Raw genomic sequence first — 13,975 nt, forward strand, 5'->3', positions numbered from 1 at the left:
CGGCTTCGGCTTCGGCTTCGGCTTCGGCTTCGGCTTCGGCTTCGGCTTCGGCTTCGGCTTCGGCTTCGGCTTCGGCTTCGGCTTCGGCTTCGGCTTCGGCTTCGGCTTCGGCTTCGGAAAAGCCCTCTTCTACCGGCTCGGCCGCGTCAACAGTAGCTTGTTCCTCAGCAATTGTGGATTCGACCGCTTCGTCCGACTTGGGGTCTTCCACTGGCTTTTGATCGGTTTTCTTCTTACGAGCCACCGCAACATTCCCCTTATCGAATCCAAAATCATATGAATAACAGGCCACTCTAAGTTAATCGGTGGTATCGCTACCCTCAACCCGCATCGCATGTTTCACAAGTTTTTTAACCGCTTTCCGCATTTTCTTGGGGGTTGGCGCTTTGGCGACCCTTAGATGCGCATAGTCCAAAAAATAAAGGGGTTCCGCAGTCGCTTCGCTGATTGCGGCAAGCCACAGGGGCGCTGAACCAGCCCAGATATCGGCAAATTGTCGCGCCGTCCGGGGCGAAAATAACGGTGCGATGACCGGCTCTTTGCCATCGGTGGCGGCTGCGGCCTCGGGTGTCAGCGGTAACAGGCGCTGCTGATAGACGGCCTGTTCGCGCACGGTCAGTCCCGACTCAGTCAGGCGGGTGGCGACATTGCCCCGGCTGTGTTCTCCACGCAAATGCAAAAGCGGGCTGTCGGGCCGATGTTTCAGCAGATAGGCCACCAGTTCTTCGGCCGCTGCGCCAACCATCTGCGCGTTCCAACCAGCAGTTTGGGCCGTACTGGTAGTGGCAGGGCCGACGCAAAAGGCGGGCATGTCCCGAGACAAGCCCAAGGATACGGCAGCATTCACCCCATTGGCCGAGGTGAAAATCAATCCCCGCACACCACTGGTGTCGACATTGATCGGCAAGGGGTTGATTTCGAGTAGCGGGGAATAGATGACCTTGACCCGGGATCTGGTGCGGGCCGGCAGCTGCGCGACAAACCGTTCTGAGGCGGCGCGAGGGCGGGTCATCAACAAATACAACGGTCGGCGCCTTCCGCCTTGGGATTGTTTGCATCCGCGCAGGGTGATACCCCGCTTGGCAGTCATGGTGTAACGGATCAGGCCAATGGTGCAAACACTTACCATCCTCGGGTTGGAAAGCAGCTGTGATGACACGGCCGCCGCCGTCGTGCGCCAAACCGATGGTGCAGAGGCCGAGGTTCTGTCTTCTATCGTGCATGGCCAGACCGAATTGCACAGCGCTTTTGGCGGCGTAGTGCCCGAAATTGCCGCCCGCGCGCATGCCGAAAAACTGGATGTCTGCGTGGTGCAGGCGTTACAGTCCGCAGGGCTGACCCTGGCCGATATGGACGCCATCGCGGTCACCGCCGGGCCGGGTCTGATCGGCGGCGTCATGTCGGGCGTCATGTGTGCCAAGGGGCTGAGTGCAGCATCTGGCCTGCCATTGGTCGGGGTGAACCATCTGGCCGGGCATGCCCTGACACCGCGTCTGACGGATGGGATCGCTTTTCCTTATCTGATGCTGCTGGTCTCGGGGGGGCATTGTCAGTACCTGATTGCCCACGGACCGGAAAAATTCACCCGTCTGGGCGGCACCATCGACGATGCCCCCGGCGAAGCGTTCGACAAAACCGCCCGCCTGCTGGGCTTGCCGCAACCCGGCGGCCCCTCGGTCGAGGTCGAAGCCCGGTCGGGCGATCCCAAGCGATTCCGCTTTCCACGCCCACTGTTGGACCGGCCAGGATGTGATCTATCGTTCTCGGGGCTCAAGACCGCGCTGATGCGGATGCGAGACCAGATCGTTGCCGAAAAGGGTGGGTTGACCCGACAGGACCGCGCAGATCTCTGCGCTGGGTTTCAGCAGGCCATTGTCGACACATTGGCCGAAAAAACGCGCCGGGCGATGGATCTGTATTTGGAGGAAAACCCTGCAGAGCCGGTGATCGCGGTTGCAGGTGGCGTAGCAGCAAATTCGGCCATTCGTGCCGCATTAGAGACTGTTTGCACAGAAAAAGACACGCAATTCACGGCCCCGCCGCTGAACCTATGCACCGATAACGCCGCCATGATTGCCTATGCCGGGATGGAGCGGTTTCGTACCGGTGCCCGGGATGGATTGGACCTGACCGCCCGGCCCCGCTGGCCGTTGGATCAGACCAGTCCCGCCATGCTGGGCAGCGGCAAGAAAGGAGCCAAGGCATGAGCGTCGCTGTCCTTGGATCTGGGGCATTTGGCACCGCTTTGGCGATTTCGCTGGCCGGGAATGGGTCGGTGACGCTGTGGTCGCGCAACACCGAGCAAGCCAACCAAATGCAAGACAGCCGCCAAAACGCAGCGCGCCTGCCAAAAGTGGCCCTGCCGAACGAAGTGTTGGTGACAGCCGACATGCAGGACGCCGTGACCGCTGATGTCTTGCTGCTGGCGGTGCCTATGCAGAAATTGCGTGCAGCTCTGACGGAACATGCCCCGGTTTTGGCCGGTAAGACGCTGGTTGCCTGCTGTAAGGGGATCGAACTGTCCTCGGGCCTTGGTCCAATCTCGGTGATCCGCCAGACCATCCCGGATGCGCGCCCGGCCCTGCTGACCGGGCCCAGCTTTGCCGATGACATCGCGCGTGGGCTGCCCACGGCGCTGACGCTGGCCTGCGCGGATGGTGATCTGAGTGAAACGCTGCAGACCGAACTGACCACTGCGAACCTGCGCCTTTATCGCACCACCGACGTGATCGGCGCGGAATTGGGCGGAGCCTTGAAAAACGTCATGGCCATCGGCTGCGGCGCTGCCATTGGGGCCGGGCTGGGCGACAGTGCCCGCGCTGCCCTGATGACCCGTGGCTTTGCCGAGATGCAGCGGTTCGCTTTGATGCGCGGCGCGCGTCCCGATACCTTGATGGGCCTGTCCGGATTAGGCGATCTGGTGCTGACCTGCTCATCCGAATTGTCCCGAAATTATCGTTTTGGCCTGTGTTTGGGTCAAAATCGCCCTTTCGACAGCCAAACAACGGTCGAAGGCGTCGCAACCGCGCGCGCCATGGCGGACATTGCCACGGCTGAGGGGCTGGACATGCCCATCAGCGCCACGGTGGCCGACCTGAGCCACGGCACCTATAGTGTGCCCCAAGCCATTCAAACTCTGCTTAACCGACCCCTCAAGGAGGAATAATATGCTCATTGCCCTGATCGCCAAGGACAAGGACGGCGCCCTGCAAACCCGGCTGGACAATCGCGCCAACCACCTGGCCTATATCGAGGAAACTGGCGTTGTTGCACAGGCAGGCCCCCTGCTGGACGGCGACGCGATGATCGGCTCGTTGATCATTCTTGAGGTCGAGGACATGGCTGCTGCGCAAACATGGGCAGACAACGATCCCTATGCCAAAGCAGGGCTGTTTCAATCCGTTGATCTGATCGTATGGAAGAAGGTCGTCGGCTGATGGCATATTGGCTGTTCAAATCCGAACCCTCAACCTGGAGCTGGGATCAGCAGGTTGCCAAAGGGGATGCGGGCGAAGAGTGGGACGGCGTGCGCAATTATCAGGCGCGCAATTTCATGCGTCAGATGGCAATCGGTGACCGCGGGTTTTTCTACCACTCGCAAAAGGACAAGGCGATTGTCGGCATTGTCGAGGTCTGCGCCGAGGCCCACCCCGACAGCACTACAGATGATGAACGCTGGGAATGTGTGGATATCAAGGCTGTACGCCCGTTCACCACAGCTGTCACTTTAGAGCAGATCAAGGCAGATGAACGTTTGGACGAGATGGTGCTGGTGAAAAACTCGCGCCTGTCCGTTCAACCTGTGACTGATGAGGAATGGGCAACCATCTGTGCGCTGGGGGCCACCCAACCGGATTGACGGAATCAACGTCTAAGGGTGCAAACCTTCTCAAACCACCAATAAAATGGTATATTTTTTGGGCTGCACCATGTGGGGGCAATGGCGGCCGCAGTTTCAGTGGTCGTCTGTCTTTTGGTGTTGCTCGATCTTTGGTTGATCAATTCGAAAGCAAGAACCCATGTCTGACGTTGAAGGCAGCGGTGGGAAGAACGAAGACATTGCTGCTGAGCTGAGTTCAAAATGCTGGGAAGCGCGCCTTGAGATTGCGCGAAAGCAGCGCGCCGCTGCGCTGGCCGATGTGCAGCAATCAAGTCACCTGGAAATGTCACCGGAAATCGATATTGAAGCGCCGCAGGAAGACAGCCCCGCAGAACCCGGTGAATTCAAACTTGAGCAGGTTGTGTTCAAAAGTTCTCAGTCGAAACACCCAATACAACCGCCCCGAAAACAGCGCGTCAATCGCATGTATCCGATCGTTTTTGGTGCAATGTTCTGTGGCGCTACCCTGCATTGGGCCGCAACAAGCGTTTTCGCAGGATGGCGAAACCCCGACGCAGTGGTTCAAACCAGCTTATCTATTGATACAACAGCAGAAATCGACACAAACGCAAATCCGGCGGCAGGCGATCCAAATGACGGTGATACGACCCTGTCCAGCTTGGGATCAGACACCGCAAAACCGGTTTCGCGGTTTGCCAAAGTGACGCACAAGACCTCCACTGCAACTACGGAGCCAGGTTCAGTAGGGGGCAACTCACATTTTCCAATGGACTATGCGCCTGCCTGGGGTGAGACTCTATTGCCACCAGTGATACAAGGCTCTTACGAACCGGTGGCTCCGCTAACAACCGTACCTGACCTCGTGATCGCCCGAGCCACCGCACCGAGATCGGTTCTCGTGATCCCCGAAAAGCATGACAGCCTGCCTAATCATGACCAGCCGGCTGAAACAGGGGTATCTCTTTTTGTACCCGTTGGCGTGTCGAACGAAACCAGCATCGCCGTGCTTGAGATTTTGACCTCGGACCAGACTGACGTGATTGCAACGGCGCGGGTAAATTATGCCGTGAAGGCGACTCAGGTCCGATTCTATCACCCCAAGGACGCGCAAATTGCGGAACTGACAGCAAGTTTGCTTGGCGGTATCTCTCGGGACTTTACGAAGTCCGGTCCAAAAACGCGACCGGGTCATATTGAGGTTTATCTGGCCGGTAAGGGAGGTGGAAGAAAACGCCAACCAAATCGAGGGCCAGATTCAGTGGAACGGTTTGTTGCCCGAATTATTGAAGAGTTCCAATAAAAATGCGGGAAGGTTCCGACGATGCAGAACCTTCCCTACCCCCGCGTGCTCCCTACTCACCACACGCGTCTGGAAATCTTTGGCTCTGACCGTACTGGTCACTCTTAGATATTAGTAGAGTTCTGGTGGTCAGCACAAACACCAAGTGCTTAAAATTGAAAACGCCCGCCAGTGGCCTGACGGGCATCAAGGGATCAGCCGTAGACCGACTCTTTGCCGAAATGCTTGGTCAGCATGTAATAGACAACGGCGCGGTATTTGTTACGCTCAGACATGCCATAGGTTTCAAGCGCAGTGTTGATTGCGCCCGTCAACTCTGGCCCGTCTGACAGGCCCAGCTTCTTGATCAGAAAGTTGTTCTTGACCGTCTCGATCTCACCTTCCTGCGTGGCAGCCACGGTCGACGCGTCGGCGTCATAGATCGCCGGACCACATCCGATTGTGACCTTGGTCAGCAGGTCCATATCAGGGTCCATTCCGCATTTGTTTTTCAGATCATCTGCGTATTTTGCGATCAGCTCGTCGCGTTTTCCCATGTCCCAATCTCCCTAAGTTACAATGAAACGGCACCCTTACCGTCTTCATTAAGGTTAGCCGCGACGGATATTTTTCCGAAAGGAAAAAATTAAGGGATTTCTCCCCCTAATGCCGATAAGGGCGCAAAGCGGCCCGGCTAGCCTAGCGGCAAAAGCCCCAACCCGGACCCTGCAGGTGGAAATGGTCGGCGTGCAAGCGATTGTAATCTGGCCCTAAAACAACCCGGAACCAGTCACAAGCACCACGTCCAATCCGATGCAAAAAAGCGGCCTCGGGTCCGGGCGTGTCCCAATCTGTCAGCAGGATCAGGGATCGGCCATCCCCCAGTTGCAGACCGATTATATCAATCGCGTCCGCGGTGGCGTGGCTGCTCCAGCCGCTGTCCTGCCCCTGCGCAGTGCGCATCCGGCGGCAATTGTAGCTGCCCACGTGGCGTAAGGCGCGCACGTCGGTGCCCAAGATCTCGCGCGCGGCGGGCTGCACCACGTGATGTTCCCATAAGGCCAGCCGCAATGTTGTGGTGCAGCTGGTTTCGACCGCCTCGATCCGTGCGGTGGTCAAACCAGACAGCAGACCCCGACCGGCAATGCCACAGTTCCGATCCACCACCAGCTCGTCCATCGGCTCAAAAACCACTTCGGCTGCGGACAGGGCGGCCCGGCACTGTGCCTCGTCCCCCAAGGCGCGGCGCAGCTGATACGCGGTGACCGGCGTAACCGGTGCTGTCACGGTCAAGTCCCGCAGTGGGTTCCAATGTGGCGGCACCGGAGTTTGCGGATGCGACAACACCCACCACCCGCCGCCGCCCACGACGATCAGCAAGGCAACGAGTGTAAAAAACAAAGACGCCGCCAGATACAAAATCCGGCGGCGTCTTGTGCGTTTGGTCATCCCCGTTCCGCAATCAATAGCGGTAATGCTCGGGCTTATAGGGGCCTTCGGGTTTCACGCCGATATAAGCCGCCTGTTCACTGTCCATTTGGGTCAGCTTCACACCGATGCGATCCAGATGCAGGCGCGCGACCTTCTCATCCAGGTGCTTGGGCAGGATGTAGACGTCGTTGTTGTACTCATCACCCTTCGTGAACAGCTCGATCTGCGCCAGAACCTGGTTGGTGAAAGAAGCTGACATCACGAATGACGGGTGACCGGTGGCGTTGCCGAGGTTCAGCAAACGGCCTTCGGACAGCAGGATCAGACGATTGCCCGACGGCATCTCGATCATGTCCACCTGTTCCTTGATGTTGGTCCATTTGTGGTTCTTCAGGCTTGCCACCTGAATTTCGTTGTCGAAGTGACCGATGTTGCCGACGATGGCCATGTCCTTCATCTCGCGCATATGCTCGATGCGGATCACGTCCTTGTTGCCGGTGGTGGTGATGAAGATATCGGCCGATGCGACTTCGTCTTCCAGCAGAGTGACTTCGAACCCGTCCATCGCCGCCTGCAGGGCGCAGATCGGGTCAACTTCGGTCACTTTCACACGGGCACCCGCGCCGCGCAGCGAGGCGGCCGAGCCTTTGCCCACGTCACCATAACCACAAACGACAGCAACTTTACCGGCCATCATCGTGTCGGTGGCACGACGGATGCCGTCGACCAGCGATTCCTTACAACCGTATTTGTTGTCGAATTTCGACTTGGTGACACTGTCGTTCACGTTGATCGCCGGGAACGGCAGGTGGCCGTCTTTCACCAGCTGATACAGGCGGTTCACACCGGTGGTGGTTTCCTCGGACACGCCCTGGATCTGATCACGCATCTTGGTGAACCAGCCAGGGCTTGCCGCCATTCGCTTGGCGATCTGGGCCTTAATGACTTCTTCCTCTTCCGAGCCCGGAACGGGGATGATGTCTTCGCCGGCTTCGGCACGTGCGCCCAGCAGGATATACAGCGTTGCGTCGCCGCCATCATCCAGAATCATGTTCGGGCCGTCTTCGAACAGGAAGGATTTGTCCAGATAATCCCAATGCTCTTCCAACGTCTGGCCTTTGATCGCAAAGACCGGAATACCAGCCTCGGCAATGGCTGCCGCCGCGTGATCCTGGGTTGAGAAGATGTTGCACGACGCCCAGCGCACATCCGCGCCCAACGCCACCAATGTTTCGATCAGAACAGCCGTCTGGATGGTCATGTGCAGCGAGCCGACGATCCGCGCACCTTTAAGGGGCTTTGCGTCACCGTATTCCGCGCGCAGGGCCATCAGGCCCGGCATCTCGGTTTCGGCGATGTCCAGCTCTTTGCGGCCAAACCCGGCCAGCGCAATGTCTTTGACGATATAGTCCCCGGCCATCATATACTCCATTCCGGTAAGCAGGTCCGGGCTGCCCCCTAGCATCCCTTGGGGCAGGTAGCAACGCAGATGGCCGAAAACAGATTATTTGGCAGCAAAAATCAGCTGGGCTCACCCTTTAGTGTAATCTTCGGGATCGCTTCAAAAAAATCGGTGCCAACGGCGACAATACAACTAATGCCGTTCGCTTGGGTCACCAGAACCGTGTAGCTTCCGGTTTCCTTCGAGGTCCAAACCTCCATAACCGCCTGCGCACCACGCGTTTTCTGCAATCCACCAAAGACCAGCTCTTCTGAATAGCTGTCTTGCAGCTTGGCGATCACATGCTCGCGTTGCGCACAACCTTGGGCAAATGCAGGGGGGGCAGTGGCGGCCATTCCAAAGGCCAGGGTAATTCCAAACAGTCGCTTAAACATAGTAGCTCCCTTCGATACGAGTTACGTTCCGAGAGGGGCACACCAGGAGGAGCATGCACCCCCCTCAGCACAGATGTCGGTATCACCACGCGCCAATTCAAAGCACGTCTGGTCAAGAAAAAGTTGGCAGCTGGTGATCTCGACAGGTACATCATAACACAAAAACCCAAAACTTACGTGAGCGACTTCACAGGGCATGGCATAATGGCAACACAAGCACGAGCGTGGCAAAGAATGCTGTCGGGGCGCAGGCTGGATCTGCTGGATCCGACCCCCGTGGACATCGAAATCGAAGATATCGCCCACGGATTGGCCTTTGTGGCCCGTTGGAACGGCCAAACGGCGGGTGATTTCGCCTATTCCGTGGCCGAGCATTCCCTGCTGGTCGAAGAGCTTTTTGGCCGGATTGCGCCCAAAGCACCGGTGAAATGGCGCCTCGCGGCTTTGTTACATGATGCGCCGGAATATGTGATCGGAGATATGATCTCGCCGGTCAAATCCGCCGTTGGCCCCGATTACGGCGCTTTGGATGATCGTCTGGCGGCCGCGATCCACATTCGGTTCGGGTTGCCTGCTGCAGTGCCGAAAACGGTGAAACGGCAGATCAAGAAAGCCGACAAGATCAGCGCCTGGATGGAGGCAACGCAAATCGCGGGGTTTTCCGAGGCCGAGGCGACGAAGTTCTTTGGTCGTCCGGATAAGTCGGTGATGGAAGGATTGACGATTACGTTACGCCCGCCGGTTGAGGCACGCGAGGCGTATATGGCGCGGCATGAGAATCTGATCCAGAAGATTTAACAAAGGATGGCGTGTTCTCGGATCAATTGGTCCAATCAATAGGAAATGTACAAAAATCCGATCACAGACAGACCGATCAGAGTCAACCAGCCGATAAGTTGATATAGAAACCTCAATTTCTCCGCATTCATCTCACCGGTATCAAAGGGCTCCAGAGATGAACGGGTTTGCTTGGCCCCAATAAGTTTGGGGAAAAGTGCCGACAAAGCATGGGCGATGCCGAAGAAGGTCAAAAGAGAACAAGTTGCTAGTCCAAAGACACTCGCCGTTAAGCCGGTCATAGTCCATGGTCCATTCCAAGTTTGAAAAACAATGGATCCCACAACGATCAGAGCTCCGAGGGAACAGACGCCAAAAACCAAAGCGCCTAGACGTTGCACCCAAGTTTCAGGCGCGGTTTTCGCCAATAGCTGCAACACCATTCGAACTGAGTCTGTAGCCTACCTCGGACTGCGCTTCGCCAAAATTCGCTGCAACGTTCGGCGGTGCATGTTCAGGCGACGGGCGGTCTCGGAGACATTCCGGTCGCACAGCTCATACACCCGCTGGATATGCTCCCAGCGCACGCGGTCCGCGCTCATGGGGTTTTCCGGCGGTGGCGGCAGTTCGTCACCTTTGGCCAGCAGCGCATTGGTGATGTCGGTGGCATCGGCGGGTTTTGACAGGTAGTCGGTCGCGCCGATCTTGACGGCGGCCACGGCGGTGGCAATCGCGCCATATCCGGTCAGAACCACAACCCGGCTGTCGGGGCGTTTTTCGCGCAAAACTTCGACCACATCCAGACCGTTGCCATCCTCAAGCCGCAGGTCGACAACGGCATATGCAGGGGGGCGGGCTGTAGAAATGGCGCGGCCTGCGGCGACGGAACCTGCGGTCTCAACTTCGAACCCGCGCTTCTCCATGGCTTTGGCCAGACGTCTCAGAAACGGCTCATCATCATCCACCAAAAGCAGGGATTTATCGGGGCCGATATCCAGGTCAGAGCTGTCCGCCATATTCTGTTCTTTCCGTAATTTTACGTCTTTGGCTTAAACATGAGTAATAGCAGCGCCATTTCAAAGGTCAAATCGACTGTGCGCCCTACATCTGATCCAGGAAGCACCCGACCTTGTCGGCCATCTGCTCCGCCGTGTCGTCGCGGTTGAAGAATTCCAGGAATCCATGCTCGGGCGTCATCAGGTAAGTAAAGGTGGAATGGTCGACCAGATAGAATTCGTCGCTTTTGTCATGAGCCTTGTAATAGGTCTTGTAGGTTTGGCTGGCGGCCTTGACCTGCTCGGGCGTGCCGGTCAGAGCGATGGTTTTGCCGCCCAGATTGAACGCATAATCAGCCATCACTTCGGGTGTGTCGCGATCCGGGTCGATCGAGATGAACAGCGGCGTCACAGACTGGCCACGCTCGGCCAGAATATCCACGGCCTCGGCATTGCGCGACATATCGAAAGGGCAGACATCGGGGCAGAAGGTATAGCCGAAATAAACCAGTGTCGGCTCGGTGATCACATCTTTGTCGGTAACGGTCTCACCCTTGCCGTTGATCAGCTCGAACGGGCCGCCAATCGCGGCTGAGCCACCGGCGATCTGGCCGGAACGGCATTGCGCGAACTGATCGTCCGACCGGCCCCCCAGCGTCAGCAGCCACATGGCGCCCAGGCCAACGGCCAGAACTACGGTTGCGAGGATGGCATAAAGGCGGGTCATGACATCAATCCTGAAATGAGAGGGGTTGTTGATCGTTTTCGCCGGGACACCTATCAAGATGAACAGCCGATGCAACAGGACATAATAGACCGATGGCAAATTCCAACATCACTTCGTGGACCGGTCAGGAAGGCAGCAACTGGATTCGGCTACGCACGCTGATCCTATTGCGCTGGGTGGCCATCATTGGCCAGTTCACGGCCATCACCGTGGCACAGCGATATTATCACGTGCAGCTGGAACTGGCCCTGTGTTATCTGGCCATTGGTGTTTCGGTCATGGGCAACATGACGGCCATTCTTCTGTTCCCGCAAAACAAGCGCCTGACCGAGTTCGAGAACTTCCTGATGGTTCTGTTCGATCTGCTGCAACTGGCCATTCTGCTGTATCTGACCGGTGGTCTGAACAACCCGTTTGCGTTGCTTCTGCTGGGGCCGGTGACCATTTCGGCAAACGTAATGAGTACGCGTTCAACCCTGATCGTGGGGGGTGTTGCGATTGTTGTGGCATCCTTGCTGGCTGAGTTTCATCTGCCGCTGCGCACGGAGCAGGGCGAGGCGTTGCTGATCCCCGACATGTTGTTATTCGGAAACTGGGCCGCGATCGTGATCGCAATCGTGTTCATTGGCGCCTACTCACACCGCGTCAGTTCCGAGGTCCGATCCATGTCCGAAGCGCTTGCAGCCACCCACATGGCCCTTGCGCGCGAACAGAAGCTGACCGATCTGGGCGGTGTGGTCGCCGCCGCCGCGCATGAGCTGGGAACGCCATTGGCCACGATCAAGCTGACCAGTTCCGAGCTGATCGAAGAGCTGGATGACCGCCCCGACCTGAAAGACGATGCCGCGCTGATCCGCGAACAGGCCAATCGCTGCCGCGATATCCTGCGCGATATGGGCCGTGCCGGCAAAGATGATCTGCATCTGCGGCAGGCTCCTCTGTCCACCGTGGTGCATGAAGCCGCCGAACCGCATATTCATCGCGGCAAGACGGTGCATTTTGACGAAGGGCCTGCCGGGGACGGTGATGTGCAGCAACCCTCGATCCTGCGCAAGCCCGAGATCATTCACGGATTGCGCAACCTGATCCAGAATGCGGTGGATTTCGCCCGCGCCAATGTCTGGGTCGAGGCCGAATGGACCTCCGATCAGATCACCATCAATATCATGGATGACGGGCGCGGGTACCCTTCGCAGATGATTGGCCGTATCGGTGATCCCTTCATGCGCCGCCGCCGAGCCGAATCCGATCAGCGGACCCGCCCGGAGTATGAAGGCATGGGGCTGGGGTTATTCATTGCCAAAACCCTGCTGGAACGCAGCGGGGCAGAGCTTCAATTCGCCAACGGGTCAGATCCCTATCAGAACCTGAGCGACAAAAAAGACCGGCGGGGCGCAATCGTACAGGTTTCCTGGCCGCGAAATCTGATCGACGCGCAAACCGGCGACACGCCTGTCCCGTCGGGTGCGAACCAGCGTATCCAGGTCTGAGTTAAGACCCCGTTAACCATTAACGCGCATAGTTCCTTCTCGTGATATCAGTACCGAGGAGAGCATGGTCGACTGGATCATTCTGGCCGCTATCAGCCTGGTATCCGCTAGCCTGGCGGTGCAATGGCTTTTGCCCCGTCGTCGGCAGCGGGGCGATAGTTTCGGTCTGTCCTCACCCGCGTCGCTGTTCGATGCAGTGTTTCTGTTCGATGAGGACCGCCTTATCAGCCATTCCGATATTGCTCTGGAAGGGTTTCAGGCAGTCCGCGACTGGCCTGATCTGCGCCGCCTGCTGCAACGGGACTTTCCGACCTTTCCGGAAACACCAGACCGTATTCGACGCGAAGGTACCCTGATCATTCCTGCCATCGACTGCACCATCGAACGCGATGTCCTGTGTGAATGGATCGACGGGATCGTGCGGGTGCAACTGCGCGACAGTACCGACCGCCCCGACCCGGTGCAGCGCGACCCCCAAGACCCGATCCGGCTGGCGATGGAACAGGCCCCCTATCCGGTTTGGCTGCTGGATCATCAAGGTAACGTGCGCTGGTGCAATGCCGCCTATGTCTTACTTGTGCGCAAGGTCCGCGGTCAGGATACTGATTTGACCGCACCGATGTTCCCCGGCACTGATGAAGACGCACGGTTGGGGGCAAAAAGCCGCATCTCAATTTCGTCCGAAGGCAGCGGCAACAAGCTGTGGTTCGATCTCACTCTGGTGGATCACCCCGAGGGGCACCTGTGCTATGCCGTCGATATCAATGCCATCGTCGCCGCAGAGACCGCTCAGCGCAAGTTCGTCCAGACCATGACGAAAACCTTTGCTCAATTGTCTATCGGGCTGGCCATATTTGACCGCAACCGACAACTGGCCTTGTTCAACCCGGCGCTGATCGATTTGACCACCCTGCCCCCGGATTTCCTCAGTTGCCGCCCCAGTCTGTCCAGCTTTTTTGACCGACTGCGGGATCAACACATGATGCCGGAACCCAAGAATTATCGCGGGTGGCGCAACCAGATGAACGACCTGCTCGAAGCGGCCGAGGACGGGAATTACCAGGAAACCTGGTCGCTGCCCTCGGGGTCAGTATATTCGGTCAGCGGGCGGCCCCATCCCGACGGCGCCGTGGCTTTTCTGTTCGAAGATATCACGGCCGAGATTACCCTGACCCGGCGCTTCCGCTCGGAAATGGATCTGATGCAATCGGTTCTGGATAAGTTGGCCGATGCCATCGCGGTGTTTGGTGATGACGGAACACTGGCTTTTACCAACCGCGCCTATCAACAATTGTGGGGGGATTCTGGTGAGGCCGGGTTCGAACCGGATTCCGTGCTGGATGTGACGCGTGGCTGGCAGGAACAATGCGTTGCCTCACCGATCCTCGGCGAGATTCGCGATTTTGTGGAAATGCGCGACAACCGTGTTGAATGGTCCAACGACCTAAAGCTGCGGAACGGCACCCAACTGTCCTGTACGGTCAGTCCCATGCAGAACGGCGCAACGATTGTGCGGTTCTCGGTCGAGGATGCGCCGTCAACCCTGCCGATCCGTCAAATCAGCGCCTGAACCGGGTTGCAGCCGCCCGGGCGTAAGGT

Annotated in this window: 16 protein-coding genes and 1 pseudogene; 8 read left to right on the top strand and 9 right to left on the bottom strand. The window is 57.8% G+C overall.

Going from position 1 to position 13,975, the window contains the following annotated elements; genetic code table 11:
- Positions 1 to 244, bottom strand: a pseudogene (locus ACR0AJ_RS11465) (hypothetical protein); the annotation flags it as partial.
- A gap of 54 nt (positions 245 to 298) precedes the next feature.
- A complete protein-coding gene (locus ACR0AJ_RS11470) occupies positions 299 to 1,012 on the bottom strand; it encodes a uroporphyrinogen-III synthase (protein WP_480662978.1) in 714 nt (237 codons plus the stop codon).
- Positions 1,013 to 1,109: 97 nt separating this feature from the next.
- Here ACR0AJ_RS11470 and tsaD point away from each other — a divergent pair, with 97 nt between their 5' ends.
- The 5 genes from tsaD (at position 1,110) to ACR0AJ_RS11495 (ending at position 5,141) form a co-directional block, all read left to right on the top strand.
- Complete coding sequence (gene tsaD, locus ACR0AJ_RS11475; RefSeq protein WP_480647504.1) at positions 1,110 to 2,207, top strand: tRNA (adenosine(37)-N6)-threonylcarbamoyltransferase complex transferase subunit TsaD; 1,098 nt, start codon at positions 1,110 to 1,112, stop codon at positions 2,205 to 2,207.
- Complete coding sequence (locus ACR0AJ_RS11480) at positions 2,204 to 3,166, top strand: NAD(P)H-dependent glycerol-3-phosphate dehydrogenase (RefSeq protein WP_480647506.1); 963 nt, start codon at positions 2,204 to 2,206, stop codon at positions 3,164 to 3,166. Before tsaD ends, ACR0AJ_RS11480 begins: the two co-directional genes overlap by 4 nt.
- A gap of 1 nt (position 3,167) precedes the next feature.
- Entirely contained in the window at positions 3,168 to 3,437 is a 270-nt protein-coding gene (locus ACR0AJ_RS11485; RefSeq protein WP_170349518.1) for a YciI family protein, read from the top strand.
- Complete coding sequence (locus ACR0AJ_RS11490; protein WP_170349519.1) at positions 3,437 to 3,859, top strand: EVE domain-containing protein; 423 nt, start codon at positions 3,437 to 3,439, stop codon at positions 3,857 to 3,859. The genes ACR0AJ_RS11485 and ACR0AJ_RS11490 overlap by 1 nt, the downstream gene beginning before the upstream one ends.
- 160 nt (positions 3,860 to 4,019) lie before the next feature.
- Positions 4,020 to 5,141 carry a hypothetical protein gene (locus ACR0AJ_RS11495; RefSeq protein WP_170376597.1) on the top strand — a complete coding sequence of 374 codons (1,122 nt, stop codon included), beginning with the start codon at positions 4,020 to 4,022 and terminating at the stop codon, positions 5,139 to 5,141.
- A gap of 194 nt (positions 5,142 to 5,335) precedes the next feature.
- Here ACR0AJ_RS11495 and ACR0AJ_RS11500 read toward each other — a convergent pair whose 3' ends face one another.
- The 4 genes from ACR0AJ_RS11500 to ACR0AJ_RS11515 form a co-directional block, all read right to left on the bottom strand.
- Entirely contained in the window at positions 5,336 to 5,677 is a 342-nt protein-coding gene (locus ACR0AJ_RS11500; protein ID WP_170349521.1) for a DUF2853 family protein, read from the bottom strand.
- 142 nt (positions 5,678 to 5,819) lie between these two features.
- Positions 5,820 to 6,569 carry an extensin-like domain-containing protein gene (locus ACR0AJ_RS11505; protein ID WP_480662968.1) on the bottom strand — a complete coding sequence of 250 codons (750 nt, stop codon included), beginning with the start codon at positions 6,567 to 6,569 and terminating at the stop codon, positions 5,820 to 5,822.
- A 13-nt stretch (positions 6,570 to 6,582) separates the two neighbouring features.
- Positions 6,583 to 7,971, bottom strand: coding sequence for an adenosylhomocysteinase (gene ahcY / locus ACR0AJ_RS11510; protein WP_170361099.1), 1,389 nt, complete (start codon positions 7,969 to 7,971; stop codon positions 6,583 to 6,585).
- A gap of 101 nt (positions 7,972 to 8,072) precedes the next feature.
- Entirely contained in the window at positions 8,073 to 8,387 is a 315-nt protein-coding gene (locus ACR0AJ_RS11515) for a hypothetical protein (RefSeq protein ID WP_170349524.1), read from the bottom strand.
- Positions 8,388 to 8,591: 204 nt separating this feature from the next.
- On the opposite strand from ACR0AJ_RS11515, the gene ACR0AJ_RS11520 reads away from it, so the two are divergent.
- On the top strand, positions 8,592 to 9,185 hold the full coding sequence (locus tag ACR0AJ_RS11520; protein ID WP_170349525.1) for an HD domain-containing protein: 594 nt from the start codon (positions 8,592 to 8,594) through the stop codon (positions 9,183 to 9,185).
- A 35-nt stretch (positions 9,186 to 9,220) separates the two neighbouring features.
- Here ACR0AJ_RS11520 and ACR0AJ_RS11525 read toward each other — a convergent pair whose 3' ends face one another.
- From ACR0AJ_RS11525 to ACR0AJ_RS11535, 3 genes are all read right to left on the bottom strand, one after another.
- A complete protein-coding gene (locus ACR0AJ_RS11525) occupies positions 9,221 to 9,607 on the bottom strand; it encodes a hypothetical protein (RefSeq protein WP_170349526.1) in 387 nt (128 codons plus the stop codon).
- An 18-nt stretch (positions 9,608 to 9,625) separates the two neighbouring features.
- On the bottom strand, positions 9,626 to 10,180 hold the full coding sequence (locus tag ACR0AJ_RS11530; RefSeq protein WP_142637470.1) for an ActR/PrrA/RegA family redox response regulator transcription factor: 555 nt from the start codon (positions 10,178 to 10,180) through the stop codon (positions 9,626 to 9,628).
- An 85-nt stretch (positions 10,181 to 10,265) separates the two neighbouring features.
- The gene (locus ACR0AJ_RS11535) at positions 10,266 to 10,886 is read right to left on the bottom strand and encodes an SCO family protein (protein WP_170376586.1); all 621 of its coding nucleotides are present in this window, start codon (positions 10,884 to 10,886) and stop codon (positions 10,266 to 10,268) included.
- A 92-nt stretch (positions 10,887 to 10,978) separates the two neighbouring features.
- On the opposite strand from ACR0AJ_RS11535, the gene regB reads away from it, so the two are divergent.
- A complete protein-coding gene (regB, locus tag ACR0AJ_RS11540; protein ID WP_480740870.1) occupies positions 10,979 to 12,376 on the top strand; it encodes a sensor histidine kinase RegB in 1,398 nt (465 codons plus the stop codon).
- Between the two features lie 64 nt (positions 12,377 to 12,440).
- Entirely contained in the window at positions 12,441 to 13,946 is a 1,506-nt protein-coding gene (locus tag ACR0AJ_RS11545; RefSeq protein ID WP_170349529.1) for a PAS-domain containing protein, read from the top strand.
- Positions 13,947 to 13,975: the final 29 nt, after the last annotated feature.

The organism is Ruegeria sp. CJ9 (genome assembly GCF_056536625.1).